Origin of the sequence: Actinomyces dentalis DSM 19115, assembly GCF_000429225.1 — a bacterium.
GTDB lineage: Bacteria > Actinomycetota > Actinomycetes > Actinomycetales > Actinomycetaceae > Actinomyces > Actinomyces dentalis.
This window is the reverse complement of the sequence record NZ_KE386868.1, coordinates 19514-34437: the sequence shown is the minus strand read 5'-3', so window position 1 is coordinate 34437 and position 14924 is coordinate 19514. Positions and strand designations below refer to the sequence as shown.

At 73.2% G+C, this 14924-nt stretch carries 11 protein-coding genes, 1 pseudogene and 1 riboswitch; of the genes and pseudogenes, 1 reads left to right on the top strand and 11 read right to left on the bottom strand.

All coding sequences use genetic code 11. The features are described from left to right. The 3 genes and pseudogenes from G446_RS0114930 to G446_RS18475 form a co-directional block, all read right to left on the bottom strand. A pseudogene (locus tag G446_RS0114930) lies at nucleotides 1-263 on the bottom strand (IS1380 family transposase); the annotation flags it as partial. Nucleotides 264-1069: 806 nt separating this feature from the next. Continuing rightward, nucleotides 1070-3547 carry a 5-methyltetrahydropteroyltriglutamate--homocysteine S-methyltransferase gene (gene metE, locus G446_RS0114925; protein ID WP_026410727.1) on the bottom strand — a complete coding sequence of 826 codons (2478 nt, stop codon included), beginning with the start codon at nucleotides 3545-3547 and terminating at the stop codon, nucleotides 1070-1072. A 175-nt stretch (nucleotides 3548-3722) separates the two neighbouring features. Next, on the bottom strand, nucleotides 3723-4928 hold the full coding sequence (locus G446_RS18475) for a methylenetetrahydrofolate reductase (protein ID WP_084779298.1): 1206 nt from the start codon (nucleotides 4926-4928) through the stop codon (nucleotides 3723-3725). Nucleotides 4929-4931: 3 nt separating this feature from the next. Continuing rightward, nucleotides 4932-5013, bottom strand: a riboswitch (SAM riboswitch). A 350-nt stretch (nucleotides 5014-5363) separates the two neighbouring features. Here G446_RS18475 and G446_RS0114915 point away from each other — a divergent pair. Continuing rightward, nucleotides 5364-6194: an alpha/beta hydrolase family protein gene (locus G446_RS0114915; protein ID WP_026410726.1), complete on the top strand. Its 831-nt coding sequence runs from the start codon at nucleotides 5364-5366 to the stop codon at nucleotides 6192-6194. Between the two features lie 95 nt (nucleotides 6195-6289). Here the strand turns inward: G446_RS0114915 and G446_RS21400 are convergent, their stop codons facing one another. From G446_RS21400 to G446_RS0114870, 8 genes are all read right to left on the bottom strand, one after another. After that, a complete protein-coding gene (locus tag G446_RS21400) occupies nucleotides 6290-7660 on the bottom strand; it encodes an endonuclease/exonuclease/phosphatase family protein (RefSeq protein ID WP_026410725.1) in 1371 nt (456 codons plus the stop codon). A gap of 117 nt (nucleotides 7661-7777) precedes the next feature. Beyond that, the gene (locus tag G446_RS19000; protein ID WP_051286067.1) at nucleotides 7778-9010 is read right to left on the bottom strand and encodes a hypothetical protein; all 1233 of its coding nucleotides are present in this window, start codon (nucleotides 9008-9010) and stop codon (nucleotides 7778-7780) included. Nucleotides 9011-9954: 944 nt separating this feature from the next. Next, nucleotides 9955-11766 (bottom strand): PfkB family carbohydrate kinase, encoded by a 1812-nt coding sequence (locus G446_RS21465; RefSeq protein WP_342664168.1) that lies wholly within the window; start codon nucleotides 11764-11766, stop codon nucleotides 9955-9957. 61 nt (nucleotides 11767-11827) lie between these two features. After that, nucleotides 11828-12709, bottom strand: a complete 882-nt coding sequence (locus tag G446_RS0114890) for a hypothetical protein (RefSeq protein WP_156916717.1) — start codon at nucleotides 12707-12709, stop codon at nucleotides 11828-11830. Nucleotides 12710-12854: 145 nt separating this feature from the next. Next, complete coding sequence (locus G446_RS0114885; RefSeq protein WP_026410723.1) at nucleotides 12855-13190, bottom strand: hypothetical protein; 336 nt, start codon at nucleotides 13188-13190, stop codon at nucleotides 12855-12857. A 357-nt stretch (nucleotides 13191-13547) separates the two neighbouring features. Continuing rightward, nucleotides 13548-13847 (bottom strand): hypothetical protein, encoded by a 300-nt coding sequence (locus tag G446_RS0114880; RefSeq protein WP_026410722.1) that lies wholly within the window; start codon nucleotides 13845-13847, stop codon nucleotides 13548-13550. Between the two features lie 28 nt (nucleotides 13848-13875). Then, on the bottom strand, nucleotides 13876-14358 hold the full coding sequence (locus G446_RS0114875) for a nucleotidyltransferase domain-containing protein (protein ID WP_026410721.1): 483 nt from the start codon (nucleotides 14356-14358) through the stop codon (nucleotides 13876-13878). Between the two features lie 157 nt (nucleotides 14359-14515). Beyond that, nucleotides 14516-14924, bottom strand: a 409-nt coding sequence (locus G446_RS0114870) for a hypothetical protein (protein ID WP_169721310.1), incomplete at its 5' end; no start/stop codon positions are given.

The following is a 14924-nucleotide window of genomic DNA, read 5'->3' as shown; positions in this document are numbered from 1 at the left end:
GACAGGCACCGGCCCCCCAGGGCCGCGCACAGCGCCAGGTCCACGATGATCTTGCCCGGGTCGTGCACCGCCAGGGGCTTGCGCCAGGGCGCCAGGGCCCCCGACAGCGCGGTGTCCAGGCCCACGGCCCGAATCGCCCCGGTCAGCAGCCTCGCCCCGGCCGGCCCCCCCGCCGGCCCCTCCCCCGCCTCCACACCCGCCTGCGGGTACAACCCGGTACCATTCACCACGAGGGTGCCCCTCCCCTGGACATGCACGGACATCGACAACCCGCATTATCCCAGGACGAGGAGCACCCTCACCCCCACCCCCCGGCACCCCACGACGAAAAACCGAGGTTAACCCGCGAGCACGTCTGCCAGAGTGACGTGCTCGCGGGTTAAGTGACGTGCTCGCGGGTTGGGGTACGATCTCGCGGGTTAAGTGACGTGCTCGCGAGCCGGGGCGCGTCACGACATGCGAGACGCCGTCCCACCATGCGAGATGCGCTATCGAGGCGAAGCGGGGACGGGGCATCGGAACCTCTCCCGCCGCCGCCCGGGCCGCCCCCGCCGCCCGACCTGCCGATCCCGCCGCGCCCGACTCCACCGACGCACCCGGAGACGACTCGAGCAGACCGTCACCACGATCTTCACGCCCCACGTCTTCAAAACCACCCCTGAATAACCTTCATGAGAGCCCGTCCACTGAAAACCAGCATTCTAGTGAGAACCCCGGAATCGCACGGAAAACCCACAATCGACCCGCGACCCCCTCCTCTTCCAATGTGCAATACCCCCGCACGGCCCGAGAAGAACCTCGCACCACCCGGGAGCGGCCCTCCGGCGGGGCCCGCCGCGCCCGCCGCGCCCCGATCCGCGCCCGATTCGCGCCCATCGGCTCGAAGGCCCCCGCGGATCGTGAGAAATGGCGCTCTGGGAGGATCGTTCCGCCCCGCACCCGGCGACCTCCTCGACTAAACCGCGGAATCATGCGGATGACGCCGGACGTGTTCAATGTGCGGACGCGAACGATCCTCCCAGAGCGCCAGAACCGGGACCGAAGAGGGCGCCGCGTGCGCGCCCGCCCCTCAGGCCCCGGCGCGCACGCGGCGGGCGGCCTCGACCAGGTGGCGCAGGGAGGCGACCGTCTCGGCGTAGGCGCGGGTCTTCAGGCCGCAGTCGGGGTTGGCCCACAGCTTCTCGATCCCCAGGGCCGCCGCCGCCCGCCGGAGCAGCTCGGCGCACTCGTCCGTGCTGGGCACCCGCGGGGAGTGGATGTCCCACACGCCCGGGCCCAGCTGGCGCTCGAAGCCGTGGGCGGCCACGGCCGGCAGGACGTCCATGCGCGAGCGCGAGGCCTCGATGGAGGTCACGTCCGCGTCCAGGTGGTCGACGGCGTCGATGACCACGTCGAACTCCGAGTAGCACAGGTGGGTGTGGACCTGGGTGGCGGGCGCCGCCCCGCCGGTGGCCAGGCGGAAGGCCCCCACCGACCACTCCAGGTAGGCGGGCCGGTCGGCGCGCCGCAGCGGCAGGGTCTCGCGGATGGCGGGCTCGTCGACCTGCACCACCGGGATGCCGGCGGCCTCCAGGTCGGCGACCTCCGCGCGCAGGGCCAGGCCCAGCTGGTCGGCGACCTGGGCGCGCGGGACGTCGTCGCGCACGAAGGACCAGGCCATGATGGTCACCGGCCCGGTGAGCATGCCCTTCATGGGCCGGTCGGTCAGCGACTGGGCGTAGGCGCTCCAGGCCACCGTCATGGGCGCCGGCCGGCTCACGTCCCCCCACAGGATGGAGGGGCGGGTGCAGCGCGAGCCGTAGGACTGGACCCAGCCGTGCTCGGTGGCGGCGAAGCCGTCGAGCAGCTCGGCGAAGTACTGGACCATGTCGTTGCGCTCGGCCTCGCCGTGGACCAGCACGTCCAGGCCGATCTCCTCCTGGAGGCGCACCACCCGCTCGATCTCGGCCCTCATGGCCGCCTCGTAACCGGCGTCGTCGAGCCGGCCGCGGCGGTGGGCGGCGCGGGCGGCGCGCACCTCGGCGGTCTGCGGGAAGGAGCCGATGGTCGTGGTCGGCAGCAGGGGCAGGCGCAGGCGCGCGGCCTGGGCGGCGGCGCGCTCGGCGTAGGGGGCGCGGGTGCGGTCGGCGTCGGTGACGGCGGCGACGGCGGCGCGCACCTCCTCGCGCCGCACGCCGGGGTGGGCGGCGCGAGCGGCGCGCAGGCGGGCGTCGGCCGTCAGCTCCCCGGCGATGGCCTGCCGGCCGCGGGCGAGCCCGACGGCGAGGGTGCGCACCTCGGCGACCTTCTGGTCGGCGAAGGCCAGCCAGGAGCGCACGTCGTCGGGCAGGGAGGTCTCGCGGTCGGCGTCGTGGGGCACGTGCTGGAGGGAGGTGGAGGTGGCCACGACGACGGGCGTGCCGTCGGGCAGGGCGCCGCGCAGGGACTCCAGGACGGCCAGGGCGGCGCCCAGATCGGTGCGCCAGATGTTACGGCCGGAGACGACCCCGGCGACGACGGTCTTGCCGCCCAGGCGGGCCAGGTCGGCGGCGGGCGGCAGCTCCCCCGCGACCAGGTCGAGCCCGATCGCCTCCACGCCGGTGCCGGCCAGGACCGGCAGGGCGTCGCCGAGCGGGCCGTAGGTGCCGGCCACGAGCACCCGGGGGCGCTCGGCGATGGCGGCGATCCACGTGTAGGCGTCGGCGGCGGCGGCCAGGACCTCCTCGCGCGGGACGTCCCAGGCGTCGCAGACCAGGGCGGGCTCGTCGAGCTGGACCCACTGGGCGCCGGCGGCCCACAGGTCGGCGAGCATGTGGCCGTAGGCGTCCAGCACGTCCGCCAGGCGGTCCAGGGGCCGGAAGCCGTCGCCGGCGGCGTCGGACGCCTTGGCCAGCAGCAGGTAGGTGACCGGCCCGACGACGACGGGCCGCGGCGCCTCCTCGCCGGCGGCCAGCGCCTCCAGCACCTGGGCGGCGGGCCCGTCGGTGGGGTCGACGGCGCCGAAGCCGGGGACGTAGTCGATGGGGGTGGACTCGTCGAGCTCGGGCACGAGGTAGTGGTAGTTGGAGTCGAACCACTTGGTCATCTCCAGGGCGGCGCGCTCCCCCTCGCCGCGGGCGGCGGTGAAGAAGCCGGGCAGGGAGGTGCCGGGGTGGGCGTCGGGCCCGGGCCGGCCGTCGGCGGTGTCGACGGCGGCGACGGCGTCGGTCTCGGCCCGCCCGCCCGGCGCCCCGGCGCCCGCCCGCCCGGCGCCCCCGCGCAGATCGGCGAAGCGCCGCGGCAGGGCGCCCAGGGCGGTGGTGACCTGGAGGACCTGGTCGTAGTAGGTGAAGTCGGCCGGCACCGCGCTCGCGCCGGTCAGCCCCAGCTCGCGCAGATGGGCGCGGGTGGCGGCGCGCAGAGCGGCGGCGCGCTCGCGCAGGGCGTCGACGTCGAGATCGCCCCTCCAGTGGGCCTCGACGGCGCGCTTGAGCTCGCGGTCGGGCCCGATGCGCGGGTAGCCCAGGATCGTGGCGGGCGGCAGCGGGGCCGTGGGGACGGCGTCGACGGCGGGGGTCTGGTTGGTCATGGATGCGGATCCTTCGTGAGTGGGGCCGGCGGACCGGCGCTTTCATGGTGCGCGGCGGGCGCGCGGGACGGTGGACGGGCGCGCGGGGCGCGGGAGCGGACGGGCGGACGGGAGGGAGCGTGCGCCGCGGGGGCGCGGGCGGCGGCGTCGGCCGGACGGGGCGGGCGCCCCGGCCTCAGGGCCGCGCCGCCCCGGGCATTCGGGCCGTGGGCGCGTCGTCGCCGGGCACGGCGTTGAGGTAGCTGCGCCAGACCTCGCGCTGGGTGAGCGGGTCGGGGCGCCGCCCGTCCAGAATGCGCCCGAGCCGCAGGTGGGAGACGATGTCGAGCGCCGGGCGGGTCCGGTTGAAGGTGTACAGGTGCACCCCCGGCGCGCCGCCGTCGAGCACCCCGGCGGCCAGGCGCAGGGTCGCGTCGATGCCGGCGGCCGTGGCCCGCGCCCCCGTGGAGCGCTCCAGGGTGCGCACGAGGTGCTCCGGCACGCGCACCCCGGACAGGGCCTCCAGGCGGGTCAGGCGCCTCAGGTCGGTCAGCGGGATGATGCCGGGCAGGATCGGCAGCCCGATGTCGGGGCGGCCGGCGGCGCAGAGCAGGGCCAGGTAGTCCTCGACGTCGTAGAAGACCTGGGTGATGGCCAGGTCCGCGCCGGCGGCCCGCTTGGCGGCCAGGACATCGGCCTCGCGACCGCGGTCGGCGGCGGCCGGGTAGGCGGCGACGGCGATCTGGAGGTGGCGGGCGCCGTCGTCGAAGTACTCGGCCTCGACCTCGCGGATGACGCGCACGAGGTCGTCGGCGTGGGCGAGCTCGCCCACGACGTCGTCGGCGGCGAAGCCCCGAGGCGGGTCCCCGCGCAGGGCGAGGAAGCGGCGCACGCCCATGTCCAGGAAGGCGCGGACGATCTCGACGACGCTGGCCTTGCGGTAGCCGATGCAGGTCAGGTGCGCCATGAGGGGCACGGCGGAGGTGGCCAGGACGTGGGCGACGACGTCCTCGGCGGGGTTGCGCTCGCGCACGACCCGCACGCGCGCGGCGGGGGCGGCGGCGTCCCGGCCGGTGGCGCCGGGGGGAGCGCCGGTGATAACGAAGGCGGGCCGGTAGGTGACGGAGACGAAGTCGGGGCCGGCGCCCAGCAGCCGGTCCAGCGCCCCCCAGGTCTGGGTGGTGTGGCGGCCGGGGCGCGGCGGGAAGAGCTCCAGGGACAGGCTGGGGCCCGCCTCGGCCCGGTCGGAGGGCGCCCGGGGGGCGACGGCGTCCGCGGCGCCGGTCGCGGCCCCGGCGGCGGGGCCGGGTCCGGCGACCGCGGCGGGGCCGGGTCCGGAACCGGCGGCGAGGCCGGCGGCGGGGCCGGTCGGGCCGCCGGGGGCGGCGGGAAACGTGCTCATGACTCTCCATCGGTCCTGGCGGTAGCACCCCGGGGGGTTGCTGCGGCGTCGTCGAGCCAGGTCTCTGGGCCGCTCTGGATGGAACCAGGGTAAGGGTAGCGGGGCCGGCGGCGGTCCGGGCGCGCGTCTGCCCACTGGGAAACCGGCCGGGCGGAAGATTGCGGGGCCGGGCGCCCGGCGCCGAGGCCGCGCACTCGGGCTGGCCCCGAGGCCGCGCACGGCACCGGCGCTGGCCCCGCGCCGCGCAGGGACCGGCCGTCGTCGCCGCCGCGCCGCGCTGACCGCGCTCGCGGCGGGGCCGACCCCGTGTCGCGCAGGGACCGGATCCGCACGGCGCCGACGGTGCCGAAGCGCTCATCACGCTGGCAGCGCAATCGGGACTGCGCCCCCGCCGACCCCTCGATCGCGTCCCGGAGCCTGACCTAGGTTGGGGCCATGACCGAGGTCCGCATCGATACAGCCCGGGGCATCCGCCTGGCCGGAACGCTCATGCTGCCCGAGGGCGCCGCGCCCCTCGACGTCGAGACCCTGCAGGAGCGCGTGACCCGCGGCGCCGCCGTCCCCGTGCGCAGCGAGGCGGCGATCCTCCTGGCCCACAGCTTCCTCACCGACCGCCACGGCGTGGCCGGGCGACTCGACCGCCTGGCCGAGCATTACCGCGGCCAGGGCTTCGCCACCCTGCAATTCGACTTCTCCGGCCTGGGCTGCTCGGACGACGACGTCATCACCCTCGCCGGGGAGGTCGAGGACCTCCAGGCCGCCGCCGGCTGGCTCGCCGGCCTCGGCTACGCGCGCCTGGGCGTGCACGCCAACGGCCTCGGGGCGACCGCCGCCCTCCTGGCCCGGCCCGAGTCCGTGCGCACGGCGGTGCTCGTGGGCGCCATCGTGGGCCCGCAGTCGATCCTGTGGGAGCACGTCTTCTCCCCCGACCAGCTCGATCAGCTCGACCGCCACGGCCTGACCCGGCTCGTGGACGACAACCCCAACCCCCGCAGGTGGAACGTCCTGTCCAAGCAGACCCTCGCGGACGTGTCGCTGCAGAGCCCCGAGACCACCATGGCGGACCTGTCCTGGCCGGTCCTCATGGTGCACGGGGCGCTGACGGACGAGTTCCCGGACTCCGAGGCCGGGGCGACCGAGGGGTTCCCCATGCTGCCCGACGGCAGCCGGCTCGTCCAGATCCGCACCGGCGCCGACGCCGACGGGAGCGCCGAGGAGCAGGTGGCCCGGCTGGGGACCGAGTGGTTCGCCCGCCGCCTGCGCTGAGACCGGAGGCGGGCCCGGGCCCGCCGAACCACCGGCGGGCGAAGCCCTCCGCGCGAAACGGCCCCGGGCCCGCGAAGGCGCCGGGCGGCCCGGCCTCAGGCGGCGGCGAGCTCGACGACCAGGGCCCGGTGGTCCGAGCCGGAGAGGGTGAGGACGGAGGCGGACCGGGCGCGCCAGGTGGCCGAATCGGCCAGGACGTGGTCGATGGGCGAGCCCAGCAGGGTCGTGTGCGACGACGTCGGCCAGGTGGACACGCCCCCGATGCCCGCCTCCAGCGCGGCGTCGGCGCACCCGCCCAGGTCCTTCATGGGGGCGTGGTCGAGCGTGGCGTTGAAGTCCCCGGCGATGATGAGGCCGGGCTCGGGGCCGGACCCGGCGCTGTCGGACCCGGCGCCGTCGGACCCGGCGCTGTCGGACCCGGCGCCGCGGCACTGGCCGACAACGACCTCGACGGAGGCGAGCCACTCCTCCATGCTCCCGGGCACGGGGGCGTGCGTGTGGACGCCCAGGATTGTGGGCCGCCTGTGGCCGTTGAGCTCGGCCCCGCCCGCCGGGCGCAGCAGGACGGTGCCGTGCCCCGCGCCCGCGGGGGCCTGCGCCTGCTCGTAGTCCCCGAGGACGGCGCTGACCAGGACCGTGGTGGGGTCGGCGTCGTCCTTCTGGTCGCCGGCGGAGAAGACGGTGTAGCGCAGGCCGTCCTGGGCCAGGAGATCGGCGATCGCCTGGCCGTACTCGGCGCTCGTCTCGGGCAGGACCACCACCTCGGCGGCGGCCCGGCGGATCGCGACGGCGAGCTCGACCTTGTGGGCCTCGGAGTAGTGGGTGTTGAAGCTGAACGTGGTGAGGGCCCCGTCCCAGTCGGCGGGGTCGGCGGAGATGGAGCCGGCGGGGGCGATCGCCGCCGGGGCGCTCTCGTCGTTGCCCAGTCCGCGCGAGCACAGGACCCAGGCGTGGCCGCCGGCGGCGACCAGCAGGACGAGGGCGGCGGCGGTGGTGCGGCGCCCGCCCTCGCGGCGCAGGATCCGGATGAGGGCGGAGGCCCCGGTGACGAGGGCCATGAGGCCGAAGCCGACGACGAGCCCGCTGCGCAGGGCGATGAGCTGGGCGAAGGGGTAGACCACGGAGAGCCGGGCCGAGTCGGAGGCGAAGCCGAGAAGGTCGGGGAAGAGGGTGAGCAGCGCGAGGACGCCGATGAGCGCCACCACCGCCCAGCCGATGGCGCGGCGCACGACGCGCCGGGCGGAGGGACGGCGTCCGCGCGCGGGGGCGGCGGGGCCCGCGGGATCGGCGGGATCGGCGGGGGCGGGCCGTCCGGGAGGCCCGACCCGCTCGGCGGGACCGGGAGCAGCCTGGGCGGCGGGGCCCGCGGGATCGGGCCGGGTCGCGGGATCGGCGGGACCGGACCGCTCGGCGGGGACCGGACTCTGCGGCGAGGACTGCGATGAGGGCTGAGAGTCGCTACTCATAGGCATATGGTCTCCCAGATGCGCGACACATGGGCGCTTTCCAACATCCCGGGACCATCCCGGCGCCGTCGGGCTCGACACCGGCCGGAGCGCCGCCCGCCAGCCGCGGACCGGGCGTCACGCCGGCCGGTAGGCGGTCATGTGCCCGTCCTCCTCGTAGACGACCAGCAAGTCGTCCGCGACGACGTACCCGGCGCGCTTTTTCAGAGGTATCCGCTCAGACGATCGGCCCGTGGTCATATCAACGAGACATAAGAATCGATCGTCGCCCTCGCGCCCGTAGAACACGGCGATCTGGCCGTCTCCCGAATGGTAGAAGGCCTGTATCTCGACGGTTCCGCTGCACCGGCCTTTCTTGAACTGGGTCACCGAGTTCTCCTCACCGAGGCTGATCTCTTGACCGGAAACAACAACGGACTCGCATAAGGGATCCGCGTCTGAGACCGAGAACGCGCCCGGAGCCCAGGACGCATCCGCGTTCTTCAGCCACAGGCCCGCCTGGTCGAGGGTGAAACGGGTGGGGGACCAGGGGTAGACCGTGAAATCATCGCCGACACCGGAGGTGAACGTCTCCCTGAGGGTGCCGTCGGCCTCATAAAGACTGATGGTCGCAGGGCCGCGGTGATTGCTCACATAAACGAGCCATCCGTCGGCGAGCGGCTGAGGCGACACCATTCCCTTGACCACATCGATCGACTTCGCCTCCCCCGTGGTGACGTCGACCACCGCGTACTGGACATCCCTGTCGCTATTACTCGCCAGAGCATAATTGTTCACCACGGTGCTTCCCAGTACGCGCGTGCGCCCAGTCACCGGGATTACGCTCTCCCATTCCTTTGCGGACGTGGAGGCCCATGCGGCGCACGTCGTCTCGACGCAGGCGATCGCAGTCTTATTGACGACGCTCACCAGGGCGCTCTCATCCCACGGAGCAGTAGTCCTCTCACGGGAGTCGATGTCGATCAGGGTGTTTCCGATAACAATGCGGTTCTGCCAGACAGGAATCCAGAGGGCCGCCCCGTCTACCTTCTCCTCCCAGAGAAGATCGGGCTCCCCCTTCCCCAGGGAGAACACCGTCACGGTGGTAGTGCCCCCGCCGTTGACCGCGCGAATGAGCTTGTCCCCCACGATTTTGACCATAACGTAGTTGCCATGATCAGACGGAGCATTTAGAGTCCACGCCTCCTCGAATCCGTCCAGCCAGGCGCTCGACCACCTGCTGGACGTCGACGCGGTCCCGTCAACGCCGGTGGGATCCGCATTGACCCCGCCGCCCCTGCCTCGCAGCATCAGGACGGCGGCGCCGATGCCGGCGCTGAGGACGAGCGCCGCCACGACCAGTGAGACCACGAGCGCCGTGCGCTTCCTCCTCGGAGGCCGGGACCCGATGCGCGTGGAAGGTTCTTGAGCGGGGGCGCAAGGCGGCCGCCCGTAAGTGGGAGCCCCGTCGACAACGATTCCGTAAGAAGGACTCCCGGCGGAGAGCCCCTGGGCGGCGGCTGCGTCAGGGGGCGACCCGTAGCCGGACGGCCCCGGCCCATAGGCGGGCGGTCCGTGGACGGGAGTCCCGTACGGCGGCGCCCCGCCGTCGGAGGGCGCGGACCCGCCGATGGCGCCGGTGGTGGCGGAAGGGGCCTCGCGCTGGCCGGTGACGGGAGGAGAACCGTATCTTCCCGCAATTCCGTACTGCCCGAGGGCGGGCGGGGGCCGCCGCCACGTCGGGGTGGATTCAGTCAGGTCCAACCGGTTCTGCTGATTCGGCTGACTCGACTGATCCGATTTGCCCGACTCGGGCGTTTTGCCGTAGGGGACCGGCTGGGACTGACCAGGAACCGTCATGCGATGAAGTATGTCACAGTTGTGCGGATCACCGCCGCCCGTCCCGGCCCCGATCGACTCCCGCGCACCCCGCGCGTCTCACCGGACCCGAGTCCTCCGCCCCCGAGGGTCCACCGCCCGCGTCGCGCTCACCCTCATCGACGCCTCTCGGGTTCCCTTGCCCCCGCGGGGCCCGTTCGGGGCGGGAAATGGCGCCCCGGGAGGATCGTTCCACCCCACATCCCATCGTGCCGTTCTCAAAACCGCGCAATCACGCGGAAATCTCCGGACTCATCCGAGGTGCCGACCCGAACGATCCTCCCGGAGCGCCACAATTCGGGATCCGGGCCGGGCGGCGCGATCGCAGTGAGGACTCAGAATCATTCCCCGGGCGGAGAGACGCTCGGCCAGGGCCCGGGCCCGCTCGCGCTCCCGCGAAGCCGCTCCCCGGGCGGGGATCCGCCCGCCCGGCCCCGTCAATCCCTCGGCATCGCAGCGATCCAGGCGCGAGTGCCGAAGTGCTCGGTCGAGGCCGCGGCGACGGCGCAGGCGGAGGCGACGGCGTCGGCCAGGGCGGCGGGGACGATGCGGGCCTCTCCCCCGCCGCCGAATCGCCGTCCCGGCAGCGCGCAGGCGAGAGCGAGGGCGAGCGCCCCGTGGAAGACGTCCCCGGCCCCCAGGGTGTCGACAGCCTCGACGGCGGGGGGCGCCGCGCTGCCGCTCCGCTCCCCGCACCACCACAGGACCGGCGCGCTCCCGCGGGTGAGGACGACGGCGCCCGCGCCCCGGCCGCGCAGCCAGGCGGCGACGTCGGCGGGCTCGCGCAGCGCCCCGGCCGGGCCCGGCGGGTGGAAGCGGGCGGAGGGGGCGACGACGTCGCAGCGCCCGGGCAGGTCGGCGGCGTCGTCCTTCCACGAGCCGGCGTCCATGAGCCGCAGCGCGCCGACCCGCTCGGCGAGGTCGAGCCCGGCGCGGGCCAGGGGCGGGTTGTGACCGTCGATGAGGACGACGTCGGGGGCCGGCGCTCCGGCGGCGACGGCGTCGGACAGGGCGCTCAGCGGGGCGGGGTCGGGCCGGGCGCGGGCGTTGGTGGACACCACCGAGCGCTCGCCGGTCGCGGCGCTGATGGTGCACGAGGAGACCGATGGTCCGGCCGCGGCGGCTCCCCGGGCGGTGGGCGCGGCGGCGCAGTCGATGAGCTCGACGCCGTGGGCCGTCAGGTCGGCGCGGATGAGCTCGGCCAGGGGACCGGCGCCGACCGGCGCGGCCAGAAGGGCCCGTCCGCCCAGGGCGGCGAAGGCGACGGCGGCGTTGGCGGCGGGCCCGCCCGCGGCGACCGTCTGGTCGAGGGCGACGATCTTCTCGTCGGGCCCGGGCGGGGCATCGACGAGCTGGATGACGTCGAGGACGGCCAGCCCGACGAACAGGCCGACGGGGCGGACGTCCGCGCCCGCCTCCGTACCTGCACCCGCCTTTGCATCCGGCTCAGCTCCCGCCCGCGCGCCCACGTCCGCCTCCGACCCCGGCTCCGGCGCGGCGGCCCGCACCGGCCGGTCGGCCCCTGCCAGGTGCCCGACGCGCTCGATCAGCGCGGTCACCTGGCGCTGCAGGACCTCGACCTGCGCGCGCGTGGCTGCCTCCTGCTCGGCGCTCTCCTCGGCGACGAGGGACACGATCCAGGAGGCGAGCGTCGCCGTCACGACGCCGGCGAGCGCGACGCCGCCGATCATGAGCAGGACCGCCGCCCACCTGCCCACCGCGGTCACGGGGGCCAGGTCGCCGTAGCCGACGGTCGTGATGGTCGCCAGCGCCCACCACACCGCCTCGCCGTAGGTGCGGATGGGCGTCCCGGGGGCGCCCCGCTCGGCGTCGAGCACCGCCAGGGAGGAGACGACGACGAGCAGGGTCACGCCGCCGGCCGTGTACGCCGTGATCCGGCCGCGCAGCGCCATGCCCGCGCCGCGGTGGAGCACCCCGATCAGGGCGATCAGCCGCACCAGCCGCAGCGGCCTGAGCACGGGCAGGGCGACGACGGCGAGGTCGAACAGGTGCCTGACGAACCATCGGCCGCGCTGCGGGGCGAGGGCCAGGCGCACGAGGTAGTCGGCGATGAAGACCGCCCACATCACGTCCATCGCCAGCTCGGTGCCCGCCCGCGCCGCGCCGCGCAGGCCGGCGATCACCTCCCACGCGTAGACGGCGAGGAAGGCCAGGGCGATGGCGGTCAGCGGCCACTCGGACCTCCGCTCCCACGCGCTCAGGCAGGCGCCGCGGCATTGCTCCGTCATGCGGCACATCGTAGGGCCCGACGGCGCCGGAGCGGCGGGGCCCACGGCCGCCCGCATCCGCTCACAGGACGGTCCAGGCCGGCCCCTGGGGTCTGGGGCGCTGGTCGAAGCGTCCGGGGTAGCAGAAGCCGATGGCGCGCATGCGCACAATGGCGACGTCCAGGCGGTCGGGGTCATCGGGGGCGGGGGTGATCTTGAGGGAGATCTCGACGTCGCTGGGGCGTTCCCGCTCGGTCCACAGCAGGCAGTCGACCCAGTTCCCGCCACCCCGGAGGGGCGCGGCGTGCATGTCCTTCTCGAAGTCCTCGGGCAGGGGTGTGAACGGCGGCCACCCGTAGGTGGTCATGAAGTCGTCGACCTCCTCCCAACCCAGGCGGTTGCCGCTGGTGAGCTCTTCGGCCCGCTCCCAGTCCCGCGCCGAGACGGCGTCCCCCACCTCCCGCACCCGGCCCACCACCGCCTCCGGCAGAGTCCGCGTATAGGCGACCGCCGACTTGAACACCCGATTGCCCCGGCACGAGAAGAACCCCGGCGGCGGGGAGGGGTTCACCGGGCCGTCGGTGAACAGACGCCGGCTGACGCGCACCTCGCCGCCGGGCCACACCCCCAGCCTGCGCACCCGGATGCGCTCGCCCACCGCGGGCCAGTTCTCCGGCGCACACTCGGCCTGGTAAAAGGACAGGAAGTCCGCTGACAGGACGCACTCCTGCCCGCTCTCCACCAGGCGCACCAGCAGATCCTCCTCGCGGTAGGCGACCACCACCGCCCGCTCGATCGGCCCCAGACCCGACGGCATGGCGAAGTGGCGCGTCGGGAACCCGCGCACGAGCCCCTCCAGGACGCTCTCCCGCTGCGTCACACGGATCCTGCGCCTCTCCGAGTCCAACCTGCACACCCGGATGCGCTCGCCCTCATCCGGCCAGTACTCGGGACTGCTGCACAAATTATTATCGTGGATGTCCGTTATATTCAAGAAGGCCTTCTCACCCGAGGCCTCCAAACGCACGAACAAAACCGATGGCGCAATTCTCCCCGTCACCACCGCCCATTCGACCGACCCATAGTCCGCCGAACCATCACACATGAAATTATCCGCCTCTCCGAATTCGTTGATCATAGCACAGGCCGCATGAGTCGTGCGAGTCCTGGCCGTCGACCAGCGCCCGCGTCTCGCCGCGCTCGTCGACGAGCACCCATCTCCCGCCCAGATCGCGCAGCGGGCCCGTGTCCAGGCGGCGCGGGTCGTTGACGGTGAACTCCCACGGGCCGGAGTCGAAAGCCACGATCTCGATCGCCGGCTCCGCATCACCGGGACTGCCGTAGCCGCGCAGGGTGATATCGTTGCACTGGTGCTCCCAACGGGCGAGCAGTTCAACGGTCGCCCACTCGACCGGGACGTCGTCGTTCTCGGCGGAGTCCAGCACTCGCCGAAGATCACTCGGAGTGCCCTCCCGAGTCACCACCCACACGTCGGACATCACCCACGAGAGTCCCGCCTCCCGCACCGCGGGAAGCACTGCGGCGAGAGGAACGTTCGGCTTCTCCGAGCACCACGGGGGCACATCGAAGCGCAGCATCCCCTCACTCACCAATAATCACCCTCCTTCGGGAACCGTCTAAGCGAAGGTTTTCTGACCGCAGCCTCGCGCCATTGAATCTTCTTCGCGAGAACGCCTCGAATGCCACTGCCAGCGGCGGTCGCCCGCAGCATCGCGCACCCTCCTATCGCGCCCTCAGAACCACCGGGAGCCTCCGAAAATCTCTCAACGATCATCAGCAGATCACGGTGCGCCCAGAGCATGGACGCAGACCTCGAACAACTGGTCGACGAATTCATCGAGATCGCACTGGTCGCTCGAGGGCAGTCGTGCACTCTGCCAATACGCGAGAATTGGAATAAAATAAAGGTGACGAGCCAGTCGAATGTCGACGGCGTCCTCCTCGAGGGAGATCCGGCGGATCGCGTCCAATATCCGCTGCGCGCCCGCCCGGTCGAATCTCCGCATGCGCAATTGTCCGATGAATCCAGCCTCCAGATCGTACTCGGACACGATCGACTCAATAATTTCATCCCGCTCCACTGAGCCTCCTCATTCGGTCCGGTCGGGGTCACAGGAGCGCCGCCTCGGACAGGACGCGACGGCGCATCGAGGGGCGGATGGAGTCGTCGGGGACGACATCAACGCCGGTTCCCAGCAGTTCGGCGAGCCGCAGTTCCAGCCTGGAGATCTCGAGGAGGCCGGTCCCGGGAGCTGCGCGGATGAGCAGATCGATATCGGATCCCTCGTGCTCCCCACCGGTGGAGACCGAGCCGAAGACCCGCACTCGCGAACCGCCCACCGCCGCGACCTGCGCGATCACCTCGTCACGATGATCGCGCAAGCGCCTGGCCAGCGGCGTCGTCCCGCGGAAGCGCAGAAGGCGGGAGATCTCCGGCTGGGAGCGCCCCGTCCGACGGGCGATTTCCGTCTGCGTCATGCCGCTGTTGTGCGCTGCTCGGACGGCCCCGACCAGGCGCGCCCGAGCGGCCCGAACCACATCATCGGTCTGACGGGCGACCCTCTCCAGATCGGGAACCTCAGACACGTCCATCGCAGCAGTATAGCAATTGCAATACTCGATCGAACAGGGGCCGGAACGCCAACGACTCCGGGATGATTCGCACCGCCCGCGGACGCGAGCGGTCCCGTTGCCGCCCCTCACCCGGTCCATCCCGGACCGCGGTGCGACACTCTCATCACCCGACCGACTACATCCACGGCAGGGTCCATGCGGGACCTGCGGGTCTGGGGCGCTGGTCGTGGCGTTCGGGGTGGCGGGATCCGATGGCGCGCATGCGCACGATGGCGGTGTTCAGGTGGTCGGGCCGATCGGGTGCGGGGGTGATCTTGAGGGAGATCTCGACGTCGCCGGGCCGTTCCGTCTCGGTCCACAGCAGGCAGTCGATCCAGTTCCCGCCGCCGTGGAGGGGCGCGGCGTGCATGTCCGTCTCGAAGCCGTCGGGCAGGGGCGTGTAGGGAGGGTGCCCGTAGGTGGTCATGAAGTCGTCGATCTCCTCCCAGTCCAGGCGGTTGCCGCTGGTGAGCTCTTCGGCCCGCTCCCAGTCCCGCGCCGAGACGGCGTCCCCCACCTCCCGCACCCGGCCCACCACCGCCTCC